Source organism: Paenibacillus sp. G2S3 (assembly GCF_030123105.1).
Taxonomy (GTDB): domain Bacteria; phylum Bacillota; class Bacilli; order Paenibacillales; family Paenibacillaceae; genus Paenibacillus_AQ.
The window spans coordinates 5119349-5138309 of the sequence record NZ_CP126095.1 but is presented as its reverse complement, the minus strand read 5'-3'; the positions used below and the strand labels follow the sequence as shown (position 1 = coordinate 5138309).

16 protein-coding genes and 1 other RNA gene are annotated in these 18961 nt (G+C 45.0%); 15 read left to right on the top strand and 2 right to left on the bottom strand.

What is annotated here, in order from left to right:
* The first annotated feature begins 16 nt into the window (after positions 1 to 16).
* The 9 genes from glyQ to rnpB all read left to right on the top strand — a co-directional run bounded on the left by glyQ (position 17) and on the right by rnpB (position 9959).
* Positions 17 to 904, top strand: coding sequence for a glycine--tRNA ligase subunit alpha (gene glyQ, locus QNH28_RS22630; RefSeq protein ID WP_283908640.1), 888 nt, complete (start codon positions 17 to 19; stop codon positions 902 to 904).
* Entirely contained in the window at positions 897 to 2972 is a 2076-nt protein-coding gene (gene glyS, locus QNH28_RS22625) for a glycine--tRNA ligase subunit beta (protein WP_283908639.1), read from the top strand. Before glyQ ends, glyS begins: the two co-directional genes overlap by 8 nt.
* Before the next feature lie 197 nt (positions 2973 to 3169).
* On the top strand, positions 3170 to 3646 hold the full coding sequence (locus tag QNH28_RS22620; protein WP_283908638.1) for a YaiI/YqxD family protein: 477 nt from the start codon (positions 3170 to 3172) through the stop codon (positions 3644 to 3646).
* A gap of 39 nt (positions 3647 to 3685) precedes the next feature.
* Positions 3686 to 5506, top strand: a complete 1821-nt coding sequence (gene dnaG, locus QNH28_RS22615; RefSeq protein ID WP_283908637.1) for a DNA primase — start codon at positions 3686 to 3688, stop codon at positions 5504 to 5506.
* 40 nt (positions 5507 to 5546) lie between these two features.
* Complete coding sequence (gene rpoD, locus QNH28_RS22610; protein WP_042130309.1) at positions 5547 to 6680, top strand: RNA polymerase sigma factor RpoD; 1134 nt, start codon at positions 5547 to 5549, stop codon at positions 6678 to 6680.
* Positions 6681 to 6787: 107 nt separating this feature from the next.
* Positions 6788 to 7612 carry a hypothetical protein gene (locus tag QNH28_RS22605; protein ID WP_283908636.1) on the top strand — a complete coding sequence of 275 codons (825 nt, stop codon included), beginning with the start codon at positions 6788 to 6790 and terminating at the stop codon, positions 7610 to 7612.
* 5 nt (positions 7613 to 7617) lie between these two features.
* The gene (locus tag QNH28_RS22600) at positions 7618 to 8388 is read left to right on the top strand and encodes a tRNA (adenine(22)-N(1))-methyltransferase (protein ID WP_283912240.1); all 771 of its coding nucleotides are present in this window, start codon (positions 7618 to 7620) and stop codon (positions 8386 to 8388) included.
* Positions 8364 to 9479, top strand: coding sequence for a Nif3-like dinuclear metal center hexameric protein (locus QNH28_RS22595; RefSeq protein WP_283908635.1), 1116 nt, complete (start codon positions 8364 to 8366; stop codon positions 9477 to 9479). Before QNH28_RS22600 ends, QNH28_RS22595 begins: the two co-directional genes overlap by 25 nt.
* Positions 9480 to 9543: 64 nt before the next feature.
* Positions 9544 to 9959: RNase P RNA component class A (gene rnpB / locus QNH28_RS22590), an RNA gene on the top strand.
* 523 nt (positions 9960 to 10482) lie between these two features.
* On the opposite strand, the gene QNH28_RS22585 is transcribed toward rnpB, so the two are convergent.
* Positions 10483 to 11703, bottom strand: a complete 1221-nt coding sequence (locus tag QNH28_RS22585; protein WP_283908634.1) for an aminotransferase-like domain-containing protein — start codon at positions 11701 to 11703, stop codon at positions 10483 to 10485.
* Positions 11704 to 11796: 93 nt separating this feature from the next.
* Here QNH28_RS22585 and pdxR point away from each other — a divergent pair, with 93 nt between their 5' ends.
* Complete coding sequence (gene pdxR / locus QNH28_RS22580; protein ID WP_283908633.1) at positions 11797 to 13236, top strand: MocR-like pyridoxine biosynthesis transcription factor PdxR; 1440 nt, start codon at positions 11797 to 11799, stop codon at positions 13234 to 13236.
* A 5-nt stretch (positions 13237 to 13241) separates the two neighbouring features.
* On the opposite strand, the gene QNH28_RS22575 is transcribed toward pdxR, so the two are convergent.
* Entirely contained in the window at positions 13242 to 15179 is a 1938-nt protein-coding gene (locus tag QNH28_RS22575) for a S8 family peptidase (RefSeq protein WP_283908632.1), read from the bottom strand.
* A gap of 309 nt (positions 15180 to 15488) precedes the next feature.
* On the opposite strand from QNH28_RS22575, the gene QNH28_RS22570 reads away from it, so the two are divergent.
* From QNH28_RS22570 to QNH28_RS22550, 5 genes are all read left to right on the top strand, one after another.
* Positions 15489 to 15986 carry a YpuI family protein gene (locus QNH28_RS22570; protein ID WP_042190914.1) on the top strand — a complete coding sequence of 166 codons (498 nt, stop codon included), beginning with the start codon at positions 15489 to 15491 and terminating at the stop codon, positions 15984 to 15986.
* 144 nt (positions 15987 to 16130) lie between these two features.
* Positions 16131 to 16352, top strand: a complete 222-nt coding sequence (locus QNH28_RS22565; RefSeq protein WP_076117472.1) for a DUF1540 domain-containing protein — start codon at positions 16131 to 16133, stop codon at positions 16350 to 16352.
* A 12-nt stretch (positions 16353 to 16364) separates the two neighbouring features.
* On the top strand, positions 16365 to 16778 hold the full coding sequence (locus QNH28_RS22560; protein ID WP_283908631.1) for a hypothetical protein: 414 nt from the start codon (positions 16365 to 16367) through the stop codon (positions 16776 to 16778).
* Between the two features lie 184 nt (positions 16779 to 16962).
* Complete coding sequence (locus QNH28_RS22555) at positions 16963 to 17673, top strand: lytic transglycosylase domain-containing protein (protein ID WP_283908630.1); 711 nt, start codon at positions 16963 to 16965, stop codon at positions 17671 to 17673.
* Between the two features lie 135 nt (positions 17674 to 17808).
* On the top strand, positions 17809 to 18960 hold the full coding sequence (locus QNH28_RS22550) for a cysteine desulfurase family protein (protein WP_283908629.1): 1152 nt from the start codon (positions 17809 to 17811) through the stop codon (positions 18958 to 18960).
* Position 18961 lies beyond the last annotated feature (1 nt).

The following is an 18961-nucleotide window of genomic DNA, read 5'->3' as shown; positions in this document are numbered from 1 at the left end:
CGAAGGAGACGGTATTATGAACTTTCAGCAGATGATTTTGACGCTGCAGCAGTTCTGGGCTGAACAGAACTGTATTATCGTACAGCCTTATGACACTGAAAAAGGCGCCGGCACGATGAACCCTATGACATTTTTACGCTCACTAGGTCCTGAGCCATGGAGAGTTGCGTACGTAGAGCCTTCACGTCGCCCATCCGATGGACGTTATGGAGAGAATCCGAACCGTCTGTATCAGCATCATCAATTTCAGGTAATTATCAAACCATCGCCTGATAACATTCAAGAGATTTACTTGGATAGTTTGAAAGCACTCGGCATTGATCCACTCTTGCATGATATCCGTTTTGTTGAGGATAACTGGGAGAACCCTTCACTGGGTTGTGCAGGTCTAGGATGGGAAGTATGGCTGGATGGTATGGAAATCACTCAGTTTACTTACTTTCAACAGGTGGGTGGGATTGAAGCCAATCCAGTTGCCGTAGAAATTACTTACGGAATGGAGCGCCTAGCATCCTACATTCAAGATAAAGAAAATGTATTCGATCTTGAATGGGTTAGTGGCATGTCTTATGGTGATGTTTTTCATCAACCGGAGTTTGAGCATTCTACTTACACCTTTGAAGTATCTGATGTAAAAATGCTATTTTCACTATTCAACATGTACGAAGAAGAAGCGCGTAGAGCGATGGAGCAACATCTTGTGTTCCCAGCCTATGATTACGTGTTGAAATGCTCACATAGCTTTAATCTGCTGGATGCACGTGGAGCCATCAGTGTTACTGAACGGACTGGATTTATTACCCGAGTGCGTAATCTTGCCCGCTCTGTAGCGGCAACATATCTTGAGGAACGCGAGAAGCTTGGCTTCCCGCTGCTGAAGAAAGAAGGTGCTGACCGTGTCTAAAGATATCCTGTTTGAGATCGGTCTGGAGGAGATTCCTGCACGTTTTATCCGCGCTGCGATGGAACAGCTACAAGATAGAACATCAAAGTGGTTGGATTCTGCACGGATTACCCATGCTGGAGTTATTGCCTATGCAACGCCACGTCGTCTCGCTGTATTGGTTAAGGATGCGGCTGAGAAGCAAGAGGATATTAGCGAAGAGGTCAAAGGACCATCACGCAAAATCGCACTGGATGCAAACGGAGACTGGAGCAAGGCTGCTTTAGGATTTGCCCGTAGTCAGGGTGTATCTCCGGAGCAATTTACGTTCAAAGAGCTAGCTGGAGTAGAGTATATTTATGCTACTAGAAATAGTGCTGGGGTAGAGACTGCTTCTTTGCTTTCTGAAGGTCTTTTAGGGATTGTAAATGCGATGACTTTTCCGAAAAACATGCGTTGGGGAGCTTATGATTTTAAATTCGTGCGTCCGATTCGCTGGTTAGTTGCTCTTTTTGGGAAAGATATTATTGATTTAGAAATTACGGATGTAAAAGCAGGCAATGTGAGCCGTGGACATCGTTTTCTGGGAACAGAGACTGTAATTTCGGAGCCTGCACAATATGTAGAGAGCTTGCGTGCGCAGCATGTGCTTGTAGATGTGAAGGAACGTGAAGAACTGATCCTGAAACAAATCAATCAATTGGCTGAAGAAAAAAGCTGGACGATTGCGATCAAAGAGGATCTTTTGGAGGAAGTACTGTTCCTAGTTGAAACACCAACCGTGTTGTTTGGAACCTTCGATCCATCGTTCTTGAACATTCCGCAGGATGTGCTGATTACCTCGATGCGTGAGCATCAGCGGTATTTCCCAGTATTTGATGCGGCGGGCAAACTTTTACCTTTCTTCGTAACGGTGCGTAACGGGAATGCAGTATCTTTGGATGTTATTGCTAAGGGGAATGAGAAAGTACTCCGTGCTCGTCTATCAGATGCCAAATTCTTCTATCAAGAAGATCAAAAGATGAAGATTGACGATGCACTAGCCAAACTGGAGAATATCGTCTACCATGAAGAGCTTGGAAGTGTTGGAGATAAAGTGCGTCGAATTCGCCAAATCTCCGATCGTCTTGCTGTAAAGCTGGGATTGTCTGATGCAACCCTATCTGAAGTAAGTCGGACTGCTGATATTTGCAAATTCGACCTGGTAACTCAAATGGTTTATGAATTCCCAGAACTTCAAGGGACCATGGGTGAAGATTATGCACGTAAAGCAGGAGAGCCTGAAACTGTGGCAAAAGCAATCTTTGAACATTATCAGCCACGGTTCGCGGGAGATGCAGTACCTTCAACGGATGCCGGTTCCGTTGTCAGCATTGCGGATAAGATCGACACGATTGTAGGATGCTTCTCCATCGGTATTATCCCAACGGGATCTCAGGATCCTTATGCATTACGTCGCCAGGCTGCGGGGATCGTTCAAATCGTACTTGAGCATAAATTGCCGATTACGCTGCGCGAAATTTTTGAAGCAGCGCTTGAAATTCATAAAAATTCAGGGAATTCGAAACATTCTGACGATGAACTACGTATAAACCTGTACGAGTTCTTCGGTCTGCGTGTTAAACGTCTTTTATCCGACAATGTACGCTATGATGTTGTGGATGCTGTTACAGCAGCTGGCTTTGATAACGTAGTAGATGTTGTAGGAAGAAGCCGTGCTCTTATGAGTGCTGTCTTAGACCAAGCAGACTTTAAAATCACCGTAGATTCACTCACTCGTGTCAGTAATTTGGCAGCTAAAGCAACCAGCGAAGTGATTGATCCTTCTTTACTTAAAGAAGATGCTGAGCTGCAGCTGTACAATACATGGCAGGAGTTACACACACCATATCTTGAAGCGATGTCGGCGAATAATGCCGAAGAAGCACTCCGTATTCTCTCGGGTCTAAAAGATGCTGTTACAGCATTTTTCGATTCCGTTATGGTTATGGCGGAGGATGAGCAGGTACGCGCTAATCGTTTAGCTCTGCTTGCTGCTATTGATGCTGACTCTAAGGCGTTTGCTGATTTTGGCAAGCTCGTTTGGTAGTCGTGATCAAAGGACAGCTTTTTGAACAGCATCTATAAGAAAAGTTTGTGTCTTATGGTATAGAATGTTGGTTTGGGGTATAAATATACGGAACGGTGCCAATGCGTCATTTGACATCCGTTCCGTATTTATGCATAGAAAGAAGGATTTCTTGCGGTAAGGGCGTATATATATTACACGGGAAATTGGTGATGATCATGGAGAAGAAGTCCCGGTCTAGAACTATAGTCGTGGATGGGGATGCTTGTCCGGTTAAAAAAGAGATAGCTGAAGTAGGTCGCGCCTTTGGTGTGCCGGTACTGATGGTATCTTCTTATGACCATGCACTGAAAGCTGAAGAGGGTGTAACGGTTGTGCAGGTGGACCGGGGAGATCAGAGTGCCGATCTATATATTGCCAATCATATTTCTGCAGGAGATGTGGTATTGACTGGGGACTATGGTCTCGCAGCACTTGCGCTCGGCAAACGTTGCAGTGTGCTTTCTTTTCGTGGCCAGGAATATGACGATTCCAAAATGGATTTTATGTTGGAAGGCAGGCATGCCAGGGCTGTGGAACGAAGACGGGGACACTATTCTAAGGGTCCAAAACCTATAACGGCAGAAGAAAAAATATATTTTCAACATAAAATGACAAAACATTTAATACTTTTGCAGGAGAATGTAGAGCAATAGCGAATTATATTTATTTGTTGAGAATTGAAGGTGGTTGAAGTGGCTAGCGGACACGGGAATATTCCGGAAGAAGTTATCGAAAGCGTGCTTGCACGTCATGATATTGTCGATACAGTCGGTAAGGTTGTCCATTTGTCCAAGCAGGGGAAATATTTATGGGGCCTCTGCCCGTTCCATTCGGAGAAAACCCCTTCCTTTACAGTTACCCCCGACCGGGGAGTATTTCATTGCTTTGGCTGCGGCATGGGTGGAAATGCCATCAAATTTAGGATGGAAATCGAAGGATTAACCTTCCCCGAAGCCGTCAAAATAATGGCTGAAGAAAGTGATATTCCCGTTCCTGAAGGTAAGGGAGGCCTGATGTCTCCTCCTGATCCGGAACGCGATCGGTTGATTCAAGCTTATGAATGGTCGGCAAAGTTTTATCATTACTTGCTGAAGAATACGGAACACGGCAAAGCCGCTATGGAGTATTTAAGAGCCCGGAACTTCAGCGATAAAATGATTGACCAGTTTCAGATCGGATATGCTCCGGACCGCTGGGATACTTTGCTACAATTTTTGGAGAAACGGAATTTTGACCTTGCTGAGATGGAGAAAGGCGGACTCCTGTCTGCCCGAGGTGAGGGAAAAGGCTATATAGACCGTTTCCGTGGCCGGATTATTTTTCCGATTGCGAATCGTACAGGCAAGGTGATTGCATTTGCCGGAAGAATTCTTGGAGAAGGACAACCCAAGTATTTAAATTCTCCAGAGAGTAGATTGTTTAACAAAAGCCGGATTTTATACAATTTGCACCAGTCCAAAGCATCCATCCGCAAAATGCGGCAAATCGTCCTCTTTGAAGGATACGGAGATGTCATTTCGGCCTGGGAAGCAGGTGTGCATAACGGTGTAGCAACAATGGGAACATCTTTAACTGAAAGTCATGTAGCACTGATGAAGAGTCTGGCTGATGAAATTGTACTGTCTTATGACGGTGACCGGGCAGGACAAGCAGCTGCTATGAAGTCCATTCCAATGCTTGAAGGCAGTGGCCTGCGTGTAAAGATTGCCTTACTGCCAAGCGGGCTCGATCCAGATGAGTTCATCTCCAAGCATGGTGGAGAAAGATTTATGGATCAGGTTATTGATTCTGCAGTTTCATCCATAAAATTTAAGCTTATATATCTGAAAAAAAACCATATACTCCTAGAGGAAGATGGCAAAATTGCCTACGTCAAAGAAGCTTTGGAGGTCATTGCTTCGTTACATTCCTCGACTGAGAGAGAGGTTTACCTAAGGGAAATCGCTTCTGAGCTGGAACTTTCATATGATAGTTTGAAGCAGGATTGTAATTTACTTAGGGCATCGATGCAAAAAAACATCCCCGAAGGGGATAATAACGACAAAAGGTGGAATAATGGTAGGCATAAAAAAGGGCAAGTGCAGACACCAACTTTGCTGCCCGCTTATCATGTTGCGGAACGGCGTCTACTGTCCTTTATGATTCAGGACCCGGAAGCCGCCACGTATGTGGGCGAACGCCTCGGAGAAGATTTCAACATCGATGATCATGCGGCAATTGCCGCTTATCTATATGCCTATTACGCGCAAGGCAAACCACCCGGCATTAGTCGGTTTCTATCATCGCTTCAGGATGATCGTCTAGAGAAAACTGCTACATCAATTTCCATGATGGATACACCTCCAGACTGGAATATGCAGGTGCTGGATGATTGTATCCGTGAAGTACGGAAATACCCACTGCAGCGCAAGATGGATCAGAAGCGTGAAGAGATGATTCAGGCGGAAAAGTCAGGTGACTTTTTGCGTGCGGCACAAATAGCAAGTGAGATTATAGCCCTAGAGAGACAATGAAATGTTGACAGGATGTACCTAGGGAGGAGGGAGTCGAATTATGGCGAACGATCAGCATACTGAATTGGAAGCAGAATTTACTTTGGATCAGGTTAAGGACCAGCTTATTGAGCAAGGCAAGAAAAGATCATCATTGCTATACAAAGATATTATGGAGAAATTATCGCCGTTTGATCAAGACCCCGAGCAAATGGAGGAGTTCTATGAACAACTCAGTGATTTGGGGATTGAAGTTGTAAACGAGAACGATGAGGAGGTTAACAGCCTCCGGCCAAATGAGGACAATGAAGACAAAGAGGGCGATGAGTTCAGCTTTGATGATGATTTGTCACTGCCGCCAGGGATTAAGATTAATGACCCTGTCCGTATGTATCTAAAAGAAATTGGACGTGTTCCGCTGTTGTCGGCTGACGATGAAGTAGAGCTTGCTATGCGTATTAAGAATGGTGACGAGGAAGCCAAACGTCGTCTCGCTGAAGCGAACCTACGTCTTGTAGTAAGTATTGCTAAACGTTATGTTGGACGCGGTATGCTGTTCCTTGATTTGATTCAGGAAGGTAATATGGGTCTGATCAAAGCAGTAGAGAAATTTGACCATAATAAAGGGTTCAAATTTAGTACGTATGCAACTTGGTGGATTCGTCAGGCCATTACCCGCGCGATTGCGGATCAGGCACGTACGATTCGTATTCCTGTACACATGGTTGAGACGATCAACAAGCTGATTCGTGTCTCTCGTCAATTGCTGCAAGAACTGGGACGTGAACCTTCGCCAGAGGAAATTGCGGCTGAGATGGAGCTGACGGTTGAGAAAGTTAGAGAAATCATGAAAATTGCCCAAGAGCCAGTATCGCTCGAAACACCGATCGGTGAAGAAGACGATTCACATCTGGGAGATTTCATTGAGGATCAGGAAGCCTTGGCTCCTGCGGATGCAGCAGCTTATGAACTGCTGAAGGAACAGCTGGAGGATGTACTGGACACGCTCACGGAGCGTGAAGAGAATGTACTTCGTCTGCGTTTTGGCCTAGATGATGGCCGGACGAGAACACTTGAAGAAGTGGGCAAAGTGTTCGGTGTTACCCGCGAACGGATTCGCCAGATTGAAGCTAAAGCATTGCGTAAGCTTCGTCACCCTAGCCGCAGCAAACGGCTTAAGGATTTCCTTGAATAGTATTTCATGAACTGGACCTTCTGCTGCTCAGTAGCAGGAGGTTCTTTTATTTGAATTTACGACCTTAAAAGTGCTGACCTTTTGCATCTGGAAAGAAGGATGAGCCGGTGAATTTGGAAAAACGCGAAATTATTATAAAAGAGATTCAGTATTGGAGAAATAACAGATTGCTGCCAGAGCAATATTGCGACTTCTTAACTAACCTGTATGATGATGAAGCTGCGGCGAAGGATAGAAATCCGATTTCGCTGAAGAATCTACAGCAGGGAAACATCAAAATTTGGCTGTTTGGTTTTGGAATTATTTCCTTGATTTTCTTGATTAGTCTTTATTTTAGCGTTTTTCCCTGGCCTTTGCAACTTGCAACAGCACTATCCGTATTAATTATTTGTTATGGATACTCAGCAGTTTACAGGGACCGAAATCATGTTATTAGTCTTATCCTAGCGGGGCTAGGCAGTGTGTTGACGCTTGGTTTTGGACTATGGCTGATTGCTTTGCATCATCTTGATCCTCAGCTCTGGAGACCGATTCTGATTGGAGCCTGTGGCTTATTATGGTGTATTCTGGGATTTGTGCTCCGGATCGGCTTGCTGCAGTACTGCGGTTATGCTTTTTGGGCATTACTATATGCGGGATTCTTCGGTGGAAGACGCCCTGAGGCTTCGATGCTAGAGCTTGAGCTCTTATGGCTCCCACTCTGTGTAATGATGGTGTGGCTGAGCTGGCTTTTACATCACAGAGTTAAAGGCGTGGCCAGTGTTTTTTTTGCAGTGGGAGTAACGTTATGGATGATGCCCGAGCTGGATGCTCTTTTATTGAGGCAGGATTATCCACAGTGGATTTCGTTTTTACTAATTTTAAAAATTGCGGTAGGCTTGGTCCTGCTGTTCTTGTTTCGAAAAAAATGGATAACGTGGGTGGCAACATGAACAATGTGAAATTATCAGATCGACTTCAGCAATTGCTGGAGCAAATTCCGCAAGGAAGCAGGTTGGCAGACATCGGCTCTGATCATGCTCTGCTTCCTATAGCTGCTGTAGAAAGCGGTAAGGCTGTATTTGCAGTAGCAGGTGAGGTTAACCCGGGTCCCTTTGATGCTGCTTGTAAGGGCGTTGCAGTGGCTGGACTAGGGAAGGTGATCTCAGTGCGGCGAGGGGATGGCCTTGAGGTACTGGAACCTGGTGAAGTTAATTGTATCACGATCGCTGGCATGGGAGGGGCTTTAATTGCCTCGATTTTAGACCGTGGTCAGAGTCAAGGTAAGCTAAAGGATGTTACAACACTGGTACTTCAGCCGAATGTGGGCGAGGATATTTTGCGTCGCTGGCTGCTAAATAATAATTGGGTTCTTATTGCTGAAAGTATTCTGGAAGAAGACGGCAAGCTATATGAGGTGTTAACAGCTGTTCCAGAGGATACTAATGCTGGAATTACGAATGCCAATGTATATCGTGAGGTAACGCTAGGTAATTCTGATATGAATCGTGGTCAGGATACCTTGCTGCAGATGGGGCCTTTTCTGATCCAAGCACCGAATGAAGTGTTTTTTGCCAAGTGGCAGGGAGAGATTCAGAAATTGGAAGGCATTCTGACATCATTGTCACGTTCAGAACTCGAATCTGCGGAGAATAAACGGAAATTAATTCGAGAACAGATCAAGGAGATTACGGAGGTGCTGCAATGCTTGCCAAAGGACAAACAGTAATTCAATATATGGAGCAGCTGGCTCCAAAGCATTTAGCTGAAGATTGGGACAAAGTCGGTCTGCAACTAGGTTCCTTACAGAAAGAAATAACCAATGTACTGGTTGCACTGGATGTGAACGATGAAGTCGTTGAAGAGGCGATTAGTCTCGGCTGTAATCTAATCATTGCCCACCATGCGATTATTTTTCGTCCGCTGCAAGGGATTCAAACAGACACTCCAATGGGCCGAATGTATGAAAAATTGATTAAAAATGACATCGCGGTATACATCAGTCATACTAATCTGGATGTTACCGAAGGTGGAATGAACGATTGGATGGCGGAAGCTCTTGGTATAGAGAACGGAGTGCCTATTAAAGACATTCATTCCGAGCAATTGTCAAAGCTGGTTGTGTTTGTGCCGAAGGACCATCATCAGAAGGTACTGGATGCCATCCTGAATGCAGGAGCAGGGGCAATCGGTAACTATAGTCATTGCAGCTTCAATATCGAGGGATTCGGGACTTTTATTCCAGGAGAAGGTACAGATCCTTATATCGGGGAAAAAGGGAAGATGGAGCGTGCTGAGGAGATTCGTATTGAGACGATCGTGCCACAAAGTATCCGCAATAAAGTGGTACAGGCTATGCTCAAGGCTCATCCTTATGAAGAGGTTGCCTATGATTTATACACGATGGATCTTAAAGGTCGTAGTTTAGGACTTGGGCGAGTAGGTAAGCTCAAAGAGCCTACCACACTTGGGCAATTTGTTGAGACGGTAAAAAAAGGTCTGAAGGTAGACCATGTACGTGTTGTGGGTGATTTGGATCGTCCGATTCGCAAAGCCGCTGTTCTCGGCGGTTCGGGTGGAAAGTATTATAATAGTGCTATTTTCCGCAGTGCGGATGTGCTGGTTACGGGTGATCTTGATTACCATACTGCACAGGATGCTGCGCTTGCTGGGATCACTTTGATTGATCCGGGACATAATGCGGAGAAGATCATGAAAGAGAAAGTTGCGGAGTGGATGACTGGGAAACTGGTGGAGCATAAGTACGATACAGCTGTACATGCTTCGCAAGTGAATACAGAGCCATTTAAGTTCCTATAAAATTTCCATTTAATAATGCTTGTGTCAGACATGTGATGTCTGTATAATATATAATGTTGTTCGGAAAGTTTGACAGACAATCGCCGGTGACGTGAAGACGTCACGGGAGGAAAGTCCGGGCTCCATAAGGCAGGATGCTGGATAACGTCCAGTCGGCGCGAGTCGAAGGATAGTGCCACAGAAATGGACCGCCGATGGCCGCCTTAGGGCGGCACAGGCAAGGATGGAACCGAGGTGTAAGAGACCCCGAGGAACGCTGGTGACTTCGTTCCTGGTAAACCCCATCTGGAGCAAGACCTAATGAGACGCAGCAAATTCCTTTATTGGAATAGGCAGCCTTAGCCTGAGGCGCGTCTAGGTTGGTCGCTGGAGCTGTGCAGTAATGTACGGCCTAGATAGATGATTGTCGCTTATGGTGGGAGGGTAGTTCCCGATTGAACCACGACGAGCACAGAACCCGGCTTACGGCAAACTTTCCTAACTGCAACGTTATGATAACAACAACAACCATACAAGCGGCGGCGTATCTCGGGAAACCGGATCACGTCGCTTTTTTAAAATATAAGAAAGTATAAGTTTCACTTTATACATTATCCTTATATTTCTCGCAACGCTTACCATCCTTATAAGGACGCCGAAGGTGTTTATGCTCGTGGCAAGAAGATATGTAGAAAGTGGGAAATGTATAGCATGGGTAATTATCAGATTTGCGGGTTTTGCGGACATTTATATGAACGAAACAATAAGAGAATGTGCAATAGTTGTGATGAGATGTATCAGAGAATCAGGCGTATCGTAGAGACTTCACCCGACACGATGGTATTAAATATATCCCTTCAAACAGGGGTAAGTGTCAGTCGAATCATGTCTTTCGTTGAAAATGGATATTTTAGGCTCAATAAAGATAGTATAGAAGTGTCTAAGAAGTAGCATTCTGAGAATTAAAAATAACCCGTCTTCCCCATCCCATAAAAGATGAAGAAGACGGGTTATTTTAGCATGATTACGATCGAACGGTGGATTGACGCTCACGCCATTGCACCAATGCCTTCTCCAGACGCTGAACAGCAACGGGTACAAGCTCAGGTGGCGTATGTGTGAAATTCAGACGCATCTTATTCTTATGGGGCTGTGATGAATAGAACACTTCACCTGGAACAAAAGCAACACCGTTCTCTACTGCGAGAGGAAGTAATTCCTTCGTGTTGATCTCTTGGGAAAGCGTTAGCCATAGGAACATACCGCCTCGTGGCTCTAGAAAATGAGCTCCTTCCCAGCTCTGCGATCGGAGTTCCGCGGATAAGAGCTTCATTCGAGAATAATATTCTCGTGAGATGACACGGATATGCTGCTCAATATCGAAATGAAGCAGCAGTTCATCTAAAGCACGCTGGTCAATGGTACTCGAATGCAGATCAGCTGCTTGCTTTGCTTTGGCGATGGTCTTGATTAGATTGGAATCGCCGATAATCCAGCCGGTACGCAGGGCAGGGGCTACGATTTTGGAGAAGGTTCCAGTGTAAGCGACACAATAATCGCCGCCATAGCTTCTGTCGATGGACGCTAGTGAGGGTGGATAAAGATCTTTATTTTCCTCAAAGGTTATTTCACCGTAGGGATTGTCCTCCAAGATAAGAACATTGTAGCGGCGGCAAATTTCAACTATTTTCTCACGACGTTCCTTACTCCAGGTTGCTCCTGAAGGGTTGTTGAAGGTTGGAACTGCGTATAGGAGTTTGGGCCGTAGTTTCTGAATTTGATCTTCCAGGTGATCAGGCAAAATGCCTTGCTCGTCGTTATTTATCGTATGAATATCAGCTCGGTAAGAGCCAAGTACCTGTAAGGCTGCCAGATAAGTAGGAGCTTCAACAAGGACAGCATCACCGGGATCAAGCAGTATTTTACATAGTAGATCTATGGCTTGCTGGGAACCTGTAGTCAGAATCATCTCAGACGCTGTTACAGGGATTCCTTGCCGAGTAAGTCTTTCAGCGATTTTGTCACGTAGTGGAGTAAAGCCCTCGGTTAGTCCGTATTGAAGCGCTGAGGTATCGCTGAAGAGTACGCGGTTGTAAGCGTCCCGTACTGCCTCCAAGGGAAACAAATCCTCCCCAGGCAGCCCGCCCGCAAGTGAAATAATGTCATTGCCCTGTGTAACTTTTAGAATCTCACGAACGGCTGATGATCCTAGGTGATTGGCTGCGGCCGAGTATTTGATATCCATAAATGAGTTCTCCACCTTTCGATTTGGTGCTATCATAATAGCAGTACTGTATAACAGTAAAGCGTTGAATATAACAGTGGAGGTGAGGGGTTCATGCATATCGATTTGATTCGCAGCGGCAGTAAATCTTTGCCTCATCAAATCAGCGAAACCCTAAGTCAGCGGATCTCATCAGGACTGCTCCAGCAAGGTGTCCGGCTACCCTCCGTAAGAAGTTTGGCTACAACATTGAGAGTAAGTCAGGTAACGGTAAGCAAGGCGTACGATGTGCTTGAGAAGCGGGGGCTTATTTATTGCAGACAAGGGAAAGGCTGCTTTGTAACCGACCCTGAGCATAATAGAAGTCAGGAAGATGGTCGCTGGCAGGATGGATATGATGATTATTTGCCGCGAGCACAGCTATGGCGCAATTTTGATTACTCTGAAGTAAAGTATCCCTTTCATATAGCTGCAATTCATAGTGAGTTACTTCCTCTAAAAAATATCGGTGACTCCTACGCAGCATTAGTCACTCAGCAGCCGGAGCTTATGGCAACCTACGGGAACTTCCAAGGGGATCTGGAGCTGCGAGGAATTATGAGAGATCATCTGAACGCACGTGGAATGGCACTCAGTTCCTCTGATTTGATGATCACAAGCGGAACTCAGCAAGGCATTGATCTGGTGGCTCGTACTTTTGTTGGACCAGGGGACGCAGTGTATCTTGAGGCTCCTAGTTATACTGGAGCTATTGATGTTTTTGCAGGACGAGGTGCAGAGATGATTTTTGTGCCTACGGACAGTGAAGGGATGCGGGTAGACATTCTTACAAAAATGTGTGATCAAAGACCACCTAAACTGATTTATACCATCCCCACTTTTCAGAATCCAAGTGGAGTAACCCTGAGCATAGCAAGAAGACAACGTCTGCTGGAATTAGCTCGCAGTTACCGTTGCCTTATTGTTGAGGATGATCCATTTAGTGATTTATACTTCCATGCACCTGCACCGCCTACGATCAAATCGATGGATGCCGAAGGGCATGTAGTTTATATGAAGAGCTTCAGTAAAGTGATAGCCCCCGGCTGCAGAATTGCCTGTGTAGCTGCTGAAGGGAATATTCTGTCTCGGCTTATTGCCGCCAAGTCCGCAAGTGATCTAGGGAGTCCGCTGCTCACGCAACGGGCGGTATTGCCGTTCATAGCAGGCAAGTATGAATCCTATGCTGCTCAGTTACGATTCACACTCCGTGGTCGCATGGAAAAGGCGGCGAAGCTTCTGAAGCTTTACGCGCCGCCTGGAGTGAAATATATTCTCCCTGAGGGAGGACTTAATCTCTGGTTGGAGTTGCCAGGTTCTCCTGATATCGCAAGACTGCATGAGCTGGCCGAACAGGAGAGCATTTCTTTTTTACCTGGTGATGTCTGTTACTCTACGGAGACCCCTTCCCGGCATATCCGTTTGTGTTATTCACAAATGAATGAAACGGATATGGAGGAAGGTTTACGGTTATTTCTCCGTTTGCTTGGTAGATTTTTGAAGATGGGTGGTTAAGGGTGTTACTTAGAGTTACTTAATCTTTGTTTCAATTGATTCATTTGTTGTTGCACATGCTGTGGCCATAGCTGTAGTGGAACCTGATTGCCGCTAGCAGCTTGCAGTGTTTTATAGATATCGACCTGACCCCAGCCAAAATATTTGTCATGGCCGGGAGTACCTAAATCAACAGCATTTTTGGTCATGAGATCCATAACTTCCGTATTCGTTAGATTCGGATTCAGTGAACGCACCAGACCCGCCAGCGCAGCGACATGAGGACTGGCCATCGAGGTACCGGATAAAGCGGCATACTGGCTATCAGGGTAAGTGCTTGCTATGCTTTCTCCGGGTGCTGCGACATCAATATAATCGCCGTAGTTGGAGAAGGAAGCTTTTTCCCCTGAAGCATTCGTTGCAGCTACTGCAATCACTTCAGGATAGGCAGCAGGGAATCCTGGTCGTTCTGTATTATCGTTGCCTGCAGCAGATACGAGGACGATATCTCGGTCGTAGGCATATTTGATCGCGTCATGAAGAAACTGGGAATCCGCATAGTTACCTAGACTTAAGTTTATGACCTTCGCACCGTTATCTGCTGCCCAAATGATTCCTTCTGCTACGGAGTAAGTGGTCCCTGCTCCTGAATTATCGAGTGCTTTTACAGGAAGGATCTTGTTGTACCAGCTGATTCCAGCTACTCCTTCTCCGTTATTGACCAGGGCACCAATAATTCCAGATACATGTGTACCATGTCCGACATCATCTTCTGGGGTAGAACCATTGGTGATCGCGTTATACCCTGTCAAAAGCTTTCCCTTTAAATCTGGATGATTGATCTGGACTCCGGTATCCACTACGGCTACGATCACTTCTTTACTTCCCTTGGAGAGGTTCCAGCCCAGCTCCGTTTCGATCGCCGGCAGGTTCCATTGATAAGTGGAGAATAACATGTCATTTGGAGTAACTGTTCCCTCTGCGTTTTTAGTTATCGTATCATTGGTTAAATACATATAGTGAGGCTCTGTATATTCAGGATGCCATTTATTGGTGAAATAGTCTTTGAGCTCATAATAAGTCATCTTCTCCGAACGGAAAATATAGGCATACCCAAGCTTACGTGGCTTCTTACCGTTGATATCAGCGGTTATCGTTTGAAGCTGCCCCGGAGTAGGTGAGTTATTGCGGAAACGGACGACAATTTCATTCTCATAAAAATGGCTGGCGTTTTCGTTATCATGACCGGTCTTGACGGTGATATCCTTTAAATTGTCGGTATGAACGGATTCTACACGATACTTGCCTTCCTTCGGATAAGGAATGAGACGCAGGTTCTTCAGCTGATGGTCTGCCACACGCCCAAGCACCTTTTGGTTAATAAGTGCGATGATACCTACATTTTTTTCTTTGTTCCGCTGAGCGATAAAGTAATATTTTTCTTTACCGATTGTAAACGTTGGAGATTCATAGGATTGATGACCATGGATCGCTGATTTTGCCGTCTTAAGATATTTTTGCAGCTCTTGATTCTCCTGTTCGGTCCCTTGAGGAAAGGAGGAGGATTTAAAGGTTTCCGTTTTATGTTTGCGAAAATCGATCCACATAAGCATGGTGATAAATCCGTGGTTCTGCTGCAAACGTTTCGCATACACTGATTTATCATGAAGCGAAGAAATTCCATACGTTTCAGAGAGGAGTTTAGTCAAATGTCTGCTAACATCTACTCGATTCAGGTGATCCGTCGCGTCAACATCTTGAGATAAGGAGCTTTTCTTCAATGATTTTTCTTGTGAGGGATTTGGTGCTGAATGTAGGGTTGAAGTTGGAGCAGGATTGGGTACAGCGACATTAGCGACTTCTCTGGTGGTCCCATTCGTGGCAGGACGCAGCGCAAAGGTAAGTAATACAACTGTGAACGCAGCTGTTATCAGACCTGCAACCGTTAGATTTTTTCGTGACATGATTTCCGCTCCTCTACGCATTGTAATGTCTATAGGTTTAGAAGAGAGCGTATGTTTTATGCATCTTAGAAAAGGATACCTTCCTAACGTTTTTTATGATAATATCAGAGAGAATAAGCATCTCGAGTTCGCATCCTGATATTGCAGGAGATACGTCGATGGATGTTCTTTTAATTTTCAGAAGGTTAGGCTTCTCTGTGTTTGCATCCTGATATTGCAAGAATAAAGAGATATGTCTAAAGACTATTTCTTCATAAGATTAACTTTATTGACTACAAGAGCAGGGAATAATAAGGGGGAGCAACCGCCATGTCAGCAGCCAATGTGCAGAAATTATGTGAATCGACGAGAGACAAACTTAAAGATGTAATTGATAAGATGGAAATTTTTCTGAACGAGCATGCATTGCCTCAGCTTGTAACAGAAGATGATGAAGAAACTGTACAATTCTATCAAGGATTTCTGTCCGATGTTCGTCATCTGTTAGTGTTCTCGGAAATGTCTTATGAGAAGCTGGGAGTTGCGCTGCGTCGTGCTACATTCGATGAATCTTTTGCGCAAAAGGCGCTTTATAATGTATATCACTATGGCGTGAATAATTTCTTCTATCCAAAGAATGAAAGCTATTCTGAAGATGGACGTTATGCTTATACTGGACAGGATGCCATTCGTTTCCGTAAAAAACCAGTTCGTCCAGCACGTGATATTATTCTAGAAATTACCAAGACCTATGAAGAGCTACGCGATGATCTTACTTATTATGAGAACGACTATTTGACTGAGAAACGTATGCAAAATCAGGTTTAACAGTTAACTTGTTCGTCTAAAGGATCAGCACATTGTCAATCTACATTGACAAGAGCTGGTCCTTTTTTTCGTTACATCAACTGGAAACTTGTCTGTCGAATAGGGGGTAAATCGAGCGGACATAATGAAGCCGAGGTGATAAATATGTCGAGTGTAAAGCCATTAGTCAAATGTAGTGTGAGCAATTGTCATTATTGGGGCGAGCATAATTTATGCCGGGCTGAAGAAATTATTATTGAGATCGACAAGCATGCGGGTAGTGGATTTAAAGAAGAATATGCTGAAGAAATGACGAATGAAGGTCACCACGATCATGTCGCAACATCGTCCGCAACATGCTGTTTAACATTTAAGCCGAACTCCTAGGAGGCCGCCCTAATGGACAGAGAAAAGGAAAATGAATCAAGTTCATCCAATGGACCATCCGGTCCGAGAAAAGTCATTTTGCGTCCGCGTAGAGTGGACTATCCCCGTCGGGACAGAGAACATCAAGAGGAGTATGCCGCAGAGGTGAATCCGGTATCGATGCAGGTCCGGGATACAACACCACGTGCGGCGAGTGAAACTAAGGAGAACGAAGTGGAACATAGCGGTAGCAAAGTGATGGGATATACTGGGCTTGCTATGGGTATTGCCTCCTTGTTTCTCTGGTCCATCATTCTTGGACCTATATCCGTTGTAGTTGGGTATTACGCATATGCCAAAGAGCAAAAAACGCTTGGAGCATGGGCAATGGGATTAGGGATTGTATCTACACTTAGTTACTTTGTGATGATCCCCTTTGCTCGCTAAAAATGAATGGTAAAGTTTGAACTATAACAGGCTTTTAGACCTAAATATCAGGGTCTGAAGTCTGTTTTTTCATTCCAGCATATAGCAATAATCTCGGATAAAATGTAATATTAAGCCGTAAATCATCGAAATCTAAGGTTAGTCCAATAGATATGATACAACAGGATCAAAGGAGTGCGCCGATATGGAGATTAATCCCGCTGTAACCAATGGGTTAGGGCAGCTTAAATGGATAAGCTTAAAGAGTGCAACCGACAAGAATAGCTCAACGAATGAAACAGAAAGGTCGGGCGCGTCAGCCTCTCAATTTGCAGAAATGCTTCAAGCTTTGTCATCTAACTCCTCTAGTAGCGGGGACACAGGCTTCTTGACGTCACTTCCTGATACGTCATCTGTTACGAGCCTGTTATGGCAACAGATTGGCGGGACAGCGGAAAGTATCAATAGTGTAATTTCCGGGGAAATAACGGATACTAAACCAACAAGCTATGATGATCTAATTCAAACGGCGAGTGCCAAATACGGGGTGCCGGTCGATTTAATAAAAGCTGTAATTGATACGGAATCTTCCTTTAATCCGAATGTGGTTTCATCGGCTGGTGCTAAAGGATTAATGCAATTAATGGATGGAACAGCGCGCGGGTTAGGGGTTTCAAATTCTTTTGACCCGGCCCAAAATATTGATGGTGGCGTTCGTTACCTGTCTTATCAATTAAAGCGGTTTGACGGACAGGAAAAGATGGCATTAGCGGCTTACAATGCAGGACCTGGAAGAGTAATTGACCTTGGTGTCGGCAATGATCAGGAATTGTTGGAGAAACTTTCACTGCTTCCCAAAGAGACGCAGTCCTACCTTACTAAAATAGAACGCGCTCGCGCAGAATACGCTGTATAATATAAAGGATCAAACGGCTATTTTCCTTAAACCACATGCTGGTATTTGGGATCACCGTTTGATCCTTTTTCGAAATTTAAGAACCAATGATTTAATGATTCTGTACTTTAAAGAAGTAAAGGAGACAATCGATATATGCTTTACTGGGATTATGCCGCCGCTACACCACCTTATGAAGAAGTGGTGAAGACGATGGAACAAATTATGAAGCTGCACTATGCTAACCCGTCCTCCTTACATCGTGCTGGCAGTGAAGCGGCCAAGCTGATCAGGCGTTCACGAGAAGTATGCGCGGCTGCGTTATCTGTACAACCAAAGGAGATCCTATTTACATCTGGGGCTACGGAGAGTAACAATTTAGCCATTAAAGGTGCTGCTTTGCAGTATCAGTCAAGAGGGCGTCATATTATAACTACGGAATTAGAGCATCCTTCTGTGTATGAAAGTTGTCTGCAACTGCAGCGGAATGGCTGGGAGATTACTTTTGTAGCGCCCGACAGCACTGGAATGATTGATCCAGAGCGAGTAGCTGCTGCAGTACGGCGTGATACCGTGCTCGTAAGTGTGATGCATGTAAATAATGAGATTGGAACAGTACAGCCGCTGATGGAGATTGGCAAGCTGATTAAATCCGTAAATCCAAGAACCTTATTTCATGTCGATGGCGTTCAGGGATATGGTAAGCTTGCTGTTGACCTTAAAGGATGGAAGGCGGATCTTTACAGCTTGTCTCCTCACAAAATTCGAGGCCCACGCGGAGCGGGGCTTCTCTATATTAAAGAAGGTATCGAACTGTTCCCCTTACTTTCAGGAGGTTCTCATGAAGAGGGTCAACGTGCTGGAACTGAGAATGTACCTGCGATTGTTGCATCTTCCAAAGCCGTTCGGATGGGTGGTGAGCAACGCGAAACCTTCTATGCCCGATTGCTTCCACTTCGAGATCGACTGTTACGCTTCTTGCACAGCGTTCCTGAATTTGTTATAAACAGCAGAGAGGATGGAGCGCCTCATATTGTGCATTTCTCATACCCTGGCATGAAAGGGGAAGTGTTCGCCCGTAAGCTGGAGGAACTAGGAATGGCTGTTTCTACTCGATCGGCTTGCTCCTCCCGGCTGGCAGAACCTAGTCGTGTTCTATTGTCTATGGGTAAAGATGTTTCTGTAGCTTCAGGAGGCATCCGCATCAGTTTCGGTGATAGTCACACTGAAGAAGATGTCGCTGCGCTTGAGAATGCACTAATTACTGCGGTACGAGCTTTAAAGATTGCTGAAGGAGGTATGAAGTAAC